The sequence below is a fragment of the Anaerosalibacter massiliensis genome (assembly GCF_024623155.1).
GTDB classification, from domain to species: Bacteria; Bacillota; Clostridia; order Tissierellales; family Sporanaerobacteraceae; genus Anaerosalibacter; species Anaerosalibacter massiliensis.
Genome location: NZ_JANJZL010000011.1, coordinates 42007 through 55920 on the forward strand (window position 1 = coordinate 42007; position 13914 = coordinate 55920).

The 13914-nt window shown below is 26.6% G+C and carries 10 protein-coding genes; all 10 read left to right on the top strand.

Translation table 11 applies throughout. The features are described from left to right. Positions 1 to 8 precede the first annotated feature (8 nt). Entirely contained in the window at positions 9 to 1868 is a 1860-nt protein-coding gene (locus NSA23_RS13230; protein WP_257490610.1) for a sigma-54 interaction domain-containing protein, read from the top strand. A 365-nt stretch (positions 1869 to 2233) separates the two neighbouring features. Beyond that, positions 2234 to 3049, top strand: coding sequence for an SH3 domain-containing C40 family peptidase (locus NSA23_RS13235; protein ID WP_042682657.1), 816 nt, complete (start codon positions 2234 to 2236; stop codon positions 3047 to 3049). A 119-nt stretch (positions 3050 to 3168) separates the two neighbouring features. Continuing rightward, positions 3169 to 4383: a beta-N-acetylhexosaminidase gene (gene nagZ, locus NSA23_RS13240; protein ID WP_187116681.1), complete on the top strand. Its 1215-nt coding sequence runs from the start codon at positions 3169 to 3171 to the stop codon at positions 4381 to 4383. A gap of 4 nt (positions 4384 to 4387) precedes the next feature. Beyond that, the gene (locus NSA23_RS13245; protein ID WP_042682653.1) at positions 4388 to 4828 is read left to right on the top strand and encodes a 2-thiouracil desulfurase family protein; all 441 of its coding nucleotides are present in this window, start codon (positions 4388 to 4390) and stop codon (positions 4826 to 4828) included. A gap of 18 nt (positions 4829 to 4846) precedes the next feature. Continuing rightward, on the top strand, positions 4847 to 5527 hold the full coding sequence (locus NSA23_RS13250) for a hypothetical protein (RefSeq protein ID WP_042682650.1): 681 nt from the start codon (positions 4847 to 4849) through the stop codon (positions 5525 to 5527). Next, a complete protein-coding gene (locus NSA23_RS13255; protein WP_042682649.1) occupies positions 5505 to 6407 on the top strand; it encodes an ROK family protein in 903 nt (300 codons plus the stop codon). Before NSA23_RS13250 ends, NSA23_RS13255 begins: the two co-directional genes overlap by 23 nt. A gap of 45 nt (positions 6408 to 6452) precedes the next feature. Next, entirely contained in the window at positions 6453 to 9575 is a 3123-nt protein-coding gene (locus NSA23_RS13260) for a PD-(D/E)XK nuclease family protein (protein WP_042682647.1), read from the top strand. An 18-nt stretch (positions 9576 to 9593) separates the two neighbouring features. Further along, positions 9594 to 12869, top strand: coding sequence for a UvrD-helicase domain-containing protein (locus tag NSA23_RS13265; protein ID WP_042682645.1), 3276 nt, complete (start codon positions 9594 to 9596; stop codon positions 12867 to 12869). Between the two features lie 47 nt (positions 12870 to 12916). Further along, positions 12917 to 13684 carry a helix-turn-helix domain-containing protein gene (locus tag NSA23_RS13270; RefSeq protein WP_042682643.1) on the top strand — a complete coding sequence of 256 codons (768 nt, stop codon included), beginning with the start codon at positions 12917 to 12919 and terminating at the stop codon, positions 13682 to 13684. Between the two features lie 18 nt (positions 13685 to 13702). Then, on the top strand, positions 13703 to 13909 hold the full coding sequence (locus NSA23_RS13275) for a hypothetical protein (protein WP_042682641.1): 207 nt from the start codon (positions 13703 to 13705) through the stop codon (positions 13907 to 13909). Positions 13910 to 13914: the final 5 nt, after the last annotated feature.

Below are 13914 nucleotides of genomic sequence, written 5' to 3' on the forward strand. Positions count from 1 at the left end.
TGAGAATAATGCTTAATGAATATGACTATGTAGAAATGTTTACAAATATGATGTCTGAAGGATTTATAGTTATAGATAATAATGGTATCATACAGGTATATAATAATAAAGCTAAGGATATTTTTGGCATTTTACACAATCAACAAATAAGCCATAAATCAGGACAAATAGAAAATGGAGACATAGTCATAATAGGAGACAATGCTATAGGTAAAGATGATGGAAACCTTACTTCTTCATCGTTAAGATATATAGGAGTAGAAGATGAAAATATTGAAAAAGGAGATGCACTAATTGTAGTAGGAGTATATGGAAATAAGGATATAAAGCCAGTATATCTTTATCAAAAAAGCAAAGATATTACTGATACTTTAAAAATGAATACAAGTTTTTTAGGAGTAGAAATAGGAGTTGTAGTGGATTTTGTAAATAAGATAATAACTATTGAAGTTGATAGTGAGAAATATACTATGACCTATATAAATTATATAGGTCATATGGTTATATTAGATGGTCAAACAAAAAGAATGAAGTTTTATCAAGCACAAGGGTATACTGCAAAGGGCGAAAGTGTAAATGAGATATTAGAAGGGAAGAGCTATAGAGCAAAAGGTGAGAATTCAGAATTATTAAATGTAATAGGGAAAAATATATTTGAAATTCATAAATCAGGTTCTACAATTAAAGAGTTTTATGAAGCTGGAAAAGGAAAAAATATAAGTTATGTGAATGAATTTAAAGAAATAAATGGGTTTCCCACTATTTGTACCTTACTTCCAGTTAACCAAGGTGAAAAAAGATTAGGTGCTGCATTGAAAGTAGAAGATATCTCTGAAATTAAAAGAGCTTTAAAAGAAAGAGATGAAGCCTTATCAAATCTTGAAAAGATGGAGAGAAAATTAGATGAAGAAAGAGAGATTGTGGAAGCTTTTCCTAACATAATTGGAGAAAGTAAAGAAATCAATTATGTAAAGAAATTAGCTTTAAAGGCGTCTAAAACTAATTCTACAGTCCTTATACTAGGTGAAAGTGGTACAGGAAAAAACCTTTTAGCCAGGGCTATTCACGACAATAGTTCTAAAAAAGACAAACCATTTATTCATGTAAATTGCGGTGCAATTCCAGAAAATCTTCTTGAATCTGAATTATTTGGCTATGAAAAAGGTGCTTTTACAGGAGCAAGTAATTATGGAAAAAAAGGTTTCTTTGAATTAGCTAATGGAGGGACTATATTTCTTGATGAAATTGGAGAAATATCACCTAGTTTACAGGTTAAACTATTGCAAGTACTCCAAGATGGAAGTTTTTATAAAGTAGGAGGTCAAGAAAAGGTCAAGGTAGATCTAAGGATAATATCTGCTACTAATAAAAATTTAGAAGAAGAAATGATAGAGGGAAGATTCAGAGAAGATTTATACTATAGAATCAATGTATTTCCTATTTGGGTTCCTCCTTTAAGGGATAGAAAAGAGGATATATACCTATTGGTAAAATCCATATTGCCTAAAATATGTAAAAAAGTTGGATGTAAGAACAAAAGAATATCAGGAGAATCTTTAAATATTTTATTAAAACATAGCTGGCCTGGAAATGTAAGGGAGCTTGAAAACATATTAGAAAGAGCTGCTAATTTATCAGAAGAAAATACTATTCTATCTAAACATTTAACAATTAGAACAAAAAATAAAAGTGAAGATTTAAATGATGAGATATTACCCTTAAAGAAATCTACACAGAAATTTGAAAAAAGGGCTATTAAGAAGGCTTTAGAATACTATGAAGGGGATAAGAAAAAAGCAATGAAAGCTTTAGGTATAGGTAAAACTACATTTTACGAAAAAATAAAAAAATATAATATAAATAATTAGTATAAAATTTTGGAAAAACACCTTTTTTGAGGAATAGTTAAAAGAGACTACTTTATAGTAAAATAGATGATTTAAGAATAAGCAACACTAAAATAGTGCGAATAATGGGAAAAATCTAAGATTAAATTTTGAAATAGTTAGCAGAAGTAGGAGCTAAAAAAGAAGAAATAATACTAGAAGGAGATGGATCAAGTCTACTGAATTCACCATCAGAGTGTATATTTCATACTAGACGTAAATATGCAATAGATATTGTAAAGAACTTGAACCAGAATTTAAAAATCTAGGTAATGACTATTATTGGGTTTGCCATTTTATCATATTAGGATATAAAACAGCTTTACAACTATAGGGAGGTTAGAAATATGGTATTAAATTATGGCATTGCAAAAAATGGAGTAGTATCTATAAGAAGTAAATCTAATCTAGAGTCAGAACTAGCTGATGAAATTTTATTTGGCATGACAGTTAAATTGTTAGAAGAAAAAAGTAATGGATGGTATTATGTTGAAACTAGTTATAATTATAATGGATATATAAATAAAAATGATTTATATTTATATGATGAAGAAGGATTAAAATGGGATAAAGAAGCGAATTATGTTATAGATTGGAAAGTAGTAGATGTGCTTAAAGAACCAAAGTACCAAAGTTATCCTATAAAGCAATTAACAAAGGGCTCTATAATAAAACTTTCAGGAGAAAAGGTAGATAATTGGGTGGAAGTATTATTTCCAGATGGAGAAAAAGGTTGGATTAGAAAAGAGTGGACAGTTGAGAGAATAAGAAATGGAAAAAAGGTTAATGAAGAAATACTTAGAAAGAATGTTGTAAATACTGCTCTATCTTATTTAGGCACCCAATATAGATGGGGTGGCAAAAGTCCATTAGGAATAGATTGTTCAGGACTTTGTTCAATTTCTTATTTGATAAATGGAATTGTTATATATAGGGATTCTGAGATAAAAGAAGGATATAGTGTGAAAAAAATTAGTAGAGAGAATATGAGATCTGGAGATTTAATATATTATCCAGGACATATAACTATGTATATTGGCAATGATAAATATATACATTCAACTGGTTCCTCTGGAGGAGTAGTCATAAATAGCTTAAATCCAGAAGATATGGACTATAGAGAAGATCTAGTAGATATGAAGGAAGTAGGAAGTATATTTTAAATAAAATCTTGGTGTAAAAACCAGGATTTTATTTTTGCACTTATAAATTGTCTTAAAAGGTAGAATACTTTATAATATAATCTAAACTAATTTAGCCAAAGAGAAAAGGGATGATAATATTGAACAAAAAAAGAAGCTTTTTTATAATTATATTAACTTCTATTTTATTACTTTCTAGTTGTACATATAAAGGGAAAGAAGAAAAGAATCAACGGAAAAATAGAAAAAATAAAGTGGATATTATAAAAGAAAAGGTAGATAATATGAAACTTGAAGAAAAAATAGGTCAGTTAGTAATGGTAGGATTTGTAGGAGAAGAATTAAATGATAATATAGAAAAGATGCTTGATAATTACTATGTGGGAGGAGTTATACTGTTTGAAGAAAATATAAAAAATACGGATCAAACTTTAAATTTAATAAACTCATTAAAAAAAATTAATAGAAAAAATAATATTCCATTATTTATAGCTGCTGATGAAGAAGGAGGAAAGATTACAAGATTATCTAACATCTTTGGGAATATGCCAAGTGGCAAAAATATTGGGGAATTAGATAATGAAGACTATTCTTTTGAAATAGGTAGTCTTATTGGTTATAGACTTAAATCTATTGGATTCAATTTAGATTTTGCTCCTGTATTGGATATTAATTCTAATCCTCGAAATCTCATTATTGGGGATAGAGCCTATGGAACCACTAAAGAATCAGTATCTAAACATGGTATCCAAGTTATGAAGGGAATACAATCTAATAATATAGTTCCCACTATAAAACATTTTCCAGGTCATGGAGATACATATATAGATTCTCATTTGGATTTGCCAGTAGTAGACAAAGATTTGAAAGAGCTTAAAAGCATGGAATTAGTCCCTTTTAGAGAGGCAATAGATAATGGGGCAGATATGGTAATGATAGGACATATACTTTTTTCCAAAATAGATAAGGAAAATCCAGCTACTTTTTCTAAAGAAATAATTACAAATATATTAAGAAAGGATTTAAATTATGATAAAGTAATAATAACAGATGATATGGCTATGGGAGCTATTACAAAAAATTATAATATAGGTGAGGCAGCTATTAAATCATTGAAAGCAGGAATAGATATAATACTTGTTTGCCATGATTATGAAAATCAGGTTCAAGTCATAGAAGCTATAGATAAAGCTATTAAATCAGGGGAACTTACAGAAAGTGAAATAGATGAAAAAGTTTATAGAATAATTAAATTGAAAGAAGAATATGGAATAAAGGATGAAACTATAGATTTTGTGGATATAGATAAAGTAAATAAAAAAATGAAAGATTTAAAAAACATAGAAAAAAGGTGATATTATGTATATTGTAAGTGCTTGCCTTGCAGGAATTAAATGTAGATATGATGGAAAGGACAATGAAAACAATGATATAATAAAACTTATAAAAGAAGGAAAAGCTATTCCAATTTGCCCTGAAGTCTTAGGAGGACTTTCAATTCCAAGAGTACCTTGTGAAATATTAAAGGATGAAAATGGAGACATAAAAGTTATAAATAAGGAAGGTATAGATTGTACTTTGGAATTTATAGAAGGAGCAAAAAAAGCATTAGCTATAGCGGAAATAGTAGAGGCAGATGCTGCTATACTGAAGTCTAAAAGTCCTTCCTGTGGATGTGGGAAGATATATGATGGAAGATTTACTGGAAGGCTTATTGACGGAGATGGGATTACAACAAAACTTTTAAAAGAAAATGGCATAAATATATATACTGAAAATACTTTTACCTTGGACGAATAAACTAAAGGAGTGTTTTTATTGGATATAAATAGAATAGGGAAATTAGGTACAGTTGATGTTATGTCTTTAGCTGAATTAAAAGAGGACAATTATTTCAATAAGATAGATGATAATAAAATTAAATATTATATTGAGGAATCTATTAAGATTGGAGAAGAAGTAGCAGAAAACATTTTGGATTTTTATAATGGTAAAAATATTAAAGAAATTTATAAAGACAAAGATATTGAAATTGAAATTACAAAAGAAGAATATAAAAATGAAATAAAAAAGTTAAGAGCCAAGTATGATGAATATGATGAACAAATGCTTTTATATCACTGGTCTATAAAAGATATGGAAGAAAAATTTAAAAAAATAAATATGGACAAGCTATTTAATTATGAAAGTATCATAGATATACAATTAACTCATGAACTATTTCATTATCTAGAAATTGAAGAAATAGGGGCTACTTATGAAAAGTTAGAAGAAATTTCAGTATTCAAAATAGGACCTTTTAAAAGGTCCTATCCCATTAAAAAGACTAGTGATATAGCTGCTCATATTTTTTGTAAAAAGATATTGAATTTATCTTTCCATCCTAAGATAATGGATTATTATTATCTAGTAGGAGGAAATTACATAGATATTAGTTTTTTAGAAAGCTATTTTAAAGAATTAAAGGAGGATTTAAATGCAAAAGGTTATAGGTATTGATTTAGGGGGAACAAAAATTAATGGCGGTGTTGTAGATGAAGAGGGAAATATTTTAAAGAAATTGAGAGTAGATACACAGTCTAAAGCAGGTAGAGAAATTGTATTAGAGAATATCAAAAATCTTATAAAAGAATTAATAAAAGATGAAAAGATTGAAGGAATAGGATTAGGTTCTCCAGGTTTCATAGATACAGATAAAGGTAGAGTTGTTTATAATGGAGGCAATATAGAAAATTGGGCAGGTGTATATATAAAAGAAGAGCTTTCTAGAGAATTTGATAATATACCTGTTCATGTAGAAAATGATGCTAATGTAGCTCTTATATGTGAAGAATGGGTAGGTGCGGGGAAAGGATTAGATACTATTGTTATGATTACATTGGGAACGGGAGTAGGAGGAGGAATTTGGTCTAAGACTCAGGGAATTTGGCATGGTAATAACTATCAAGGTGCTGAATTAGGTCATTCTATTCTATATCCAATGGGAAGACAATGTAATTGTGGACAGAAAGGTTGTGTAGAGCAATATATTTCTGGAAGAGGAATAGAAAAGACTTATTTTCAGAAAACAGGGAAAAATTTAAAAGGAGTAGAGATTTTTAAAAACAGAGAGAAAGATAAGATATGTAATGAAGTAGTAGAAATATTTATTAGGGATTTATCTATATTTTTAGTTTCTATAAAAAATATATTTGATCCAGAGGGCTTAATAATAGGTGGGGGAGTTATAAATTCTAGAGAATACTGGTGGAAAGATATGCTAAAGTATTATAAATCCTATTGCAATGCCCCTATTGGAATGAAAATTCTCCCAGCAAAATATTTAAATGATGCAGGAGTAATAGGAGCAGGGAAATTAGCTTTTGATAATATTTTATAACCTACAGTTTTGCTGTAGGTTATAAAATTAAAGGGAGTGGGATATATGGCTAATAGGATAGTATTTTATGGACCTGTAAATAATAATAAGAGAAATGATTTACTTAAATTATCTATAGATTATGTAAAAAAACATAAGGCTAATAATTTTTTTTATATTTTACCTAATAGAAAATTATTAGAAAAATGTAAAAAGGTACTTCTTAAAGATAGAATGGGAGCATTTGATTTAAATGTATTTACTTTTGATGATGTAGTAAAAGGATTGTTAGAAGAAAAACTATATACTAATATAGATTTAGAGATTAAAGAGATTATTTTACAGAAAACATTAAAAGGGCTATATGAAAAAGGTGAAATAAAATATTATAAAAATATGATAGATAAGGATGGGTTTATAGAAGATGTTTCCTATATAATTGGTGAAATAAAAAGATCTCTATTAACTCCAGAAGAATTTAATAAAAATACACCAGATATTTCTTTCTATAAAGAAATAGGGCTGATTTATAATGAGTACGAAAAATTTTTAAATGATAATAATTTATTAGATACTGAAGAAAGTTTCTTAAAGAGTTTAAATGTACTTAAGGATAATACAGATTATTTTAAAAACATAGATTTTATAATAATTGACGAGTTTTTTGACTTTAAACCTCAAGAGCTAGAGTTATTAAGAGAAATGATTAAGCAGCCTTTGGATATCTATATAAATATTCCTTATAAAAGAGAAAGTGAATTTACCTGTGTAAAAGAAACACTTAAATTTCTTCAAAGCGTAGGTTTTGAAATAGTTGAAGTGAAGAAAAAAGAAGAAAAGAATTTATTTGAAGTAATTGGAGACAATCTATTTTTAGAAAAGGGTTATAGTTTAAAAGAGACAGATAATATTACTCTTATAAAAGCAGCTAATAAATATATAGAAATAAAGAGGATATGCCAAGAAATAAAGATTCTATACAATAAAGGAGTTCCACTGAAAGATATAGGTATAGTAATTACAGATTCCCAAGAATATTTGCATTCAACTTTCAATGTATTTAAAGAAGAAGGCATTCCTTGTTTTATAAGTGAAGAAATTCCCCTTATAGATATGCCTTTAGTAAAAGAGTTTTTAAATATTATTGAACTTAAAATGAATAAATTTAATAAAGAAAGTATTATTAAAAGAATTAAAAATAGCTATTTCAATATTTATTCTGGGAAAGAAAAAGATAAAGTTGAATATATTTTATACAGTTTAAACTATAACAATATAAATGAATTAAAAACTATGATTATGGAAGAGGGAAATAGAATTTTAGCTTTGTCTCAAGACGAGAATGTAGAAGAAAAATGGGAAGAACTAAATTACTTAATGGATTCAATAGAAAGTTTGAATAATGAAGGAGATCTGATTCCAGATAGAGGAGGTATTGAAGAAATAGTAGATATATTAATAGACATTATTGATAGTTATAATATAATAGAAAAAATAAATAAGATTTATAGAGAAACAGAAGACTATAGTATTTTCCATAGAGATATGTCTTCGCTATCTAAATTGAAGCAAGTATTAGAAAGAATTAAACTAGAAATACCTTTAGTCTATAATGATATAGATTTAGAAGATTTTTATAATTTACTTTTGAGATATTTAGAAAGAGAAATTGTTATAGGAATATTAGGAGATAGCAAAGGAGTGAATATACTTACTATACCTCTTTTACGAGGATTAAAGTTTCAAGCATTATTTATTACAGGATTAGTAGAGGGAAAGTATCCAAAATTGAAGGAAGAAAATTTTTTCTTTAAAGAAGACAATTATTATAATTTAAAGAAAATAGGATTTAATGTGGAAAATTTTTATGAAAAACTAGACAAAGAAAGTCTAGGCTTTGTTATTGCTATTACTAGATGTACTAAACTTCTCTATTTAAGCTATCCAGAGAACTCGCTAAAAGATGAAGTAAATATTCCTTCTATATTTTTAGATGAGCTCATAAGCTTATTTCCAGAAGAGAAAATAAATATTATTGAATTAGATATGGATTATTTAATTAAAAATGATTTTAAAGAAATAACTACAGAAAAAGAATTAATAAATCATTTATTGTATAGGTATTTTGAAGGGGAGGAAGTTACTAATTATATTAAAATGCTCAATAGTATAGATGATAGCATTTTGGCAAAAATTAATGAGAAGGTAGAGTGTGAAATATATAGAAATAAGGAAGAATTTAATAAATACAATGGGTTTATAGGTGATAGGAGTATAGAAGAAGATTTGAAATTGAATAAAAAAGACTCTGTTTTTTCTATAACCTATTTTGAAACCTATGGAAAATGTCCTTATAAGTTTCTCATGGAACGTATTTTAAAATTAGAAGGTATGGAACGATTTGTAGAAGAATTTACTCCATTAGATAAAGGAAATATATTTCATCAGGTTCTTAAAGATTATTATTCTCTTTATAGAAAGCATATGAAGCTTCATATAATGGGAGAAAAGATATTCGAAGTAGAAAATACTCTGCCTGAGATAAATAAAAGAATTGAAAAAATTCTTGAGAATAATGGTATTAAAACTACAAATAAATTATGGTGTATTAGAATAGAGAATATGTCTAATACTATCTTGAATTTAATAAAAAAAGATTTAGATAGATTGTCTGCTTCAAGATATAAAATGGTACCTTATGATTTTGAAGTGGAATTTGGGTATATAGAGGATTTTTCTTTAGACACTGGAAATGAGAAATTAAAAATATTTGGGAAAATAGATAGAATAGATAAATTTTTAGATTTTGATAAATACATACTCTATGATTATAAAACATCTTCTTATGGAATAAAAAAACTTAAGGATATGAATGAGGGTATTTCATTCCAATTGCCTGTATATATTATGTCTCAAAAACATAAAGACATAATATCTGGCGGATATATAGACATTTCTAAAACTAATGTACATATGGAATTAGTTAAGGAAAATGAAAAAGAGTTGGTGAACAAGAAAAGAGGAAATGGAATTTTAGATAAAGAGAGTTGGGATATGTTAATGAGGGGAATGGAAAATACTATGCAGGAATATATAGAGTCGATATATAGAGGAGATTTTTCTATAAACCCTAAGGAATGTGATAAGTATTGTCCCTATATAGAAGTATGTAGGTATAACTTTAGATAATTTTAAGGAGGTGAAAAAATGGTAGAACTCAATAAAAACCAAAAGAAAGCTGTTGAAACTATAGATAGGAATGTGGCTGTTAATGCTGGAGCAGGTTCGGGGAAAACTAAAGTATTAGTAGAAAGATATTTATATATATTAGAAAATGGTAAAATAGAAGAAGGTAAGGAAATAGAATCTGTTGTAGCTATAACTTTTACTAAAAAAGCTAGTCAAGAAATGAAAGAACGAATAAGGGAAGAACTAAAAAGAAAATTTCCATTAGATAAGAAATGGAGAAGAATATATAAAGATTTGGAAAGGGGAAATATTTCTACTATACATAGTTTTTGTTCAAATTTACTAAGAGAAAATCCTGTAGAGGCTAATATAGACCCTCAATTTAAAGTATTAGAAGACTATAAATCAGATGAAATATTATATGAAGTAATAAAAAATTATTTTATAAATGGAATAGAAGAAGATAAGAAAATATATGAATTTGTAAAAAGCTTTAATTCATATAATTTGGACAATCTTGTTTATACAATAATGGAAGTATACAAGAAAATAAGAAGTACTGGAATAAGCTTTAATGAAGTAGGAGAAAAGACATTAAATAATATAGAAAGTACTAAATTTAAGGAAGAAGATATATTTGAAATTAAGAATGTATTTAAATATTTAATGAATAAGGGAAGGAAAAATTCAAAAGTAGTTAAACTAAAAGAAGATCCAGTGTGGGGAGAATTTAGCAAAAAAGAAAATTATGATGAAGAAGTTTTAAATATACTTCCTTATTTAAAGGACAATATAGGTAGTATGAAGGGTGAAGAGGATAAAATATCATATCTTATAGAAACTATAGACAATGTTTTAAAGGTAAGAGAATATAAAAAGAAAGAATTATATGAAACTTTAATTCAAGTATTAATAGATGTAGATAGGCTATTTACAAGGAATAAAAGAAAATTAAGATATGTAGACTATGAGGATCTTCAACTTATGGTATTGAAGCTTTTAGATAATTATGATATAAAAAAGAAATACCAACAAAAATTTAAATATATAATGGTAGATGAATTTCAAGATACTAATGAACTACAAAAAGGTATTATATATAAACTAACTAGTGTAGATTCTAAAATAGACAGGGAAAATTTGTTCATTGTAGGAGATCCAAAACAGTCAATATATGGTTTTAGAGGAGCAGATGTAGAAGTATTCTATGATGTAATGGAAGATATTGAAGAGGTATCAAAATCAAAGCCAATAAAGCTTGGAGAAAATTATAGAACAGTTCATACAGTTTTAGAATTTGTAAATATAATATTTGAAAAGATAATGGGAAGCAAATATATAGCGTTAGAACCAGTTAAAAGGTCTTTAAATAATTTAGATGTAGAAATATTAGAAAATAAAGATTTAGAAATACCAGAAGGAGAAAATCAAGGGGATTATAATAAATATTACGAAAGTAGATTAGTAGCAAAAAGGATAAAGGTTTTAGTAGAATCTGGAGAATATGAATATAAAGATTTTGCAATTTTATTTAGGTCTAGTACAGAAGACTTTATATATGAGAAAGCATTGAAAGAATATGGTATACCATATTATAATCTGGGAGGTAAAGGATTTTATAAACAAGAGGAAATACTAGACTTAATGAATGCCTTAAAGGGAATATCTAATATATATGACAATATATCTATTGTTGGAGCCTTGAGAAGTCCTATGTTTGGACTTTCTGATAAGACAATTTATTGGTTGTTGAAACAAAAAGAAGAATCTATTATAGAATCTTTAAATGAAGAAATACCTTATATTGAAGAAAATGAAAGAAAAAAAATGAAAAATGCGTACAACATGCTTAAACAATTTGTTTTGAAACGGAATATGTTGAATCCTTATGAGTTAATAATTGAATTAATAGAGAAGACTTATTATAATCAAGTTTTAATGCTAAAGTATGGTGGGAAGCAAAGAATTGCAAATGTCTATAAGTTCTTAGAAATGGCAAAAGAATATACAGAAAAAGAAAATGGAACTATTGAAGATTTCATAAATTATATAGAAAATATGAAAAGAAAAAATGTTGATGAATCTCAAGCTAAGATACAATCAGAAGATGGAGATAGTGTAAAAATTATGACCATTCATAAATCTAAGGGTCTTCAGTTTAAAGTAGTTATTATTCCTCAAATGGCTAAAGGTTTTAACAAGGATACTTCTTCTATATTATTTGAAAAGAATCTAGGTTTGGGTATTAAGCATGAAGATTTATCACCAATATATAATGAAATTTATAATTCTATAAAGGAGAAAGAGGAAAGAGAAAACAAAAGAATATTATATGTGGCTATGACTAGGGCTGAGGAAAGATTGATTTTAGGAAATCAAGGGAAAAATACAGGATTTAAAAAAATGATAAATAGTTTTTTAGATTTTGTTCAATATGGGATAATAGAAGAATTAGATATGAAAAAAGAATTAAAAGATGAAGTGAAAGGTTTAAAGGATGATTTAAAAGAAACTAAACCTATTAAAAAGGAGCTGTTTCCTATACTTGGAGAAATTTCAGGGGTAAATAAAAGGACCTTTGAACGTTTTTCTGTAACTCAATATATAACATTTAGAGATTGTAAAAAAAAGTTTTTTATGAAATATTATAAAAATTTACCTGTAGATGAATATAAAGATAATAATAAAGAAGGTAAATATATATTAAAACCCACTATTAGAGGTAATATAGTCCATAAATTTTGTGAATTATATAGAATTGGACTTGATCAAAATAATTTACTCTATAACATAATAATGTCATTTGGCATTAAGCCAATACCTAGTGTTTTATCTGAAGTCAAACCTTATATAATAAATTATGTAAATAATTATAAGGAAGATTATGATGAAATGTTTAATGAGAGAGAGTTTTATTATAAATCAAATGACAATTTTATTTTTGGAATAATTGATAGAATGTATATTAAAAATAATTTTATAGAAATAATAGATTTTAAAACTAATAGAGTAACTAATAAAAAATGGTTTTTAGATAAATACTCACCCCAGTTACAGTTATATACAAAAGCTTGTCAAGATATATATGGTATGAAAGTAAAAAGAGCCTCTTTATTTTTATTAGAAACTGGCGAATTATTAGATGTGAATATAGATGAAGAAATTTTAACTAAAAACTTAAATAATATAGATGAATTTATAAAGTATGTTTCTCGAAAAAATGATATAAAAGATTACGGAAGAAGAGAAAAATGTAGTCCATATTGTGAATTCAATATGATATGTAATAATTAAGTTGTTTTCATTTTAATGGAATATAGGGAAAATAGGAGGTGAATAAATTGGATGATATCATTATTTTGACACCTGGTCAAAGACTGAAAGCTGTAAGAAAAAAACTAGGTTTAAGGCAAAGAGATTTGGCAGGGAAGAATTTATCAGAAAATTATATTTCTATGTTTGAAAATGGTAAAAGAAGGATAAATATTATAAATGCTACCTATTTATCTCATAGAATAAATGAAGCAGCTGAAGAAAAGGGATTAGATTTTAGAGTAGCTGCTAACTATTTTGTAAAGAGTGAAAAAGATATAGTCAAGGATAAATGTTCAGAATGGTTATCTCAATGCAGAAATCCAGGAAATGATGGTTATTACGATATTTACTCCAATATATATAAATCTATTTTCTTATCTAATAAATACAATCTTTCAGATATTCTAGCAGACTCCTATTTTTTAAAGGGAAATTATCTCTATACCAATGGACTTTACCGATGTGCTATTATACATTTTTCTCAAGGCCTTTTATATTATATAAAAAATGGGGAAATAGAAAAAGAGGGAAATTGTTATTTTAATATGGCAAAAGTATATTATAAAATGGAAAACTATGATCTTGCTATTGGATATTTTAATTTAGCAGGTTCAACAAAAAAAGTAGATGAGGAAAAGATAAAGCATTATAAAGCCTTGTCTTTTTACAAACTTAAACAATATAGTTTAGCCAAAAGTAATATAGATAATATATTGTTTAAGAATGGAAGAGTATTAGAATTAGAAAATAATATTACTAAGAAACTGACTAGGAATGAGAAAAATGAAATGTAGAAAAAGAGGTGTTTTTTATTGCTTGTTAAAGGAATAATATTTATCATTTTAGGTATATATGTTACAATTAGTGATAAATATAAACTTAAAACAAATGAAACTGAAAAAGAAATTATTAAGAATGAAGATTTTGAAAAAGATAGACTTTATAAATATAAAGTAATAGTAGGAATATTTGCTATTGTAATAGGCGTGTTCAGTGTACTTAATTATATTTTATACTAAAGGGT

Bases quoted from the DNA above. Each gene is read 5' to 3' on its own strand.
- NSA23_RS13245 (WP_042682653.1), top strand. From the start codon at position 4,388: ATGTATATTGTAAGTGCTTGCCTTGCAGGAATTAAATGTAGATATGAT.
- NSA23_RS13235 (WP_042682657.1), top strand. From the start codon at position 2,234: ATGGTATTAAATTATGGCATTGCAAAAAATGGAGTAGTATCTATAAGA.
- NSA23_RS13260 (WP_042682647.1), top strand. From the start codon at position 6,453: ATGGCTAATAGGATAGTATTTTATGGACCTGTAAATAATAATAAGAGA.
- NSA23_RS13255 (WP_042682649.1), top strand. From the start codon at position 5,505: ATGCAAAAGGTTATAGGTATTGATTTAGGGGGAACAAAAATTAATGGC.
- NSA23_RS13265 (WP_042682645.1), top strand. From the start codon at position 9,594: ATGGTAGAACTCAATAAAAACCAAAAGAAAGCTGTTGAAACTATAGAT.
- NSA23_RS13230 (WP_257490610.1), top strand. From the start codon at position 9: ATGCTTAATGAATATGACTATGTAGAAATGTTTACAAATATGATGTCT.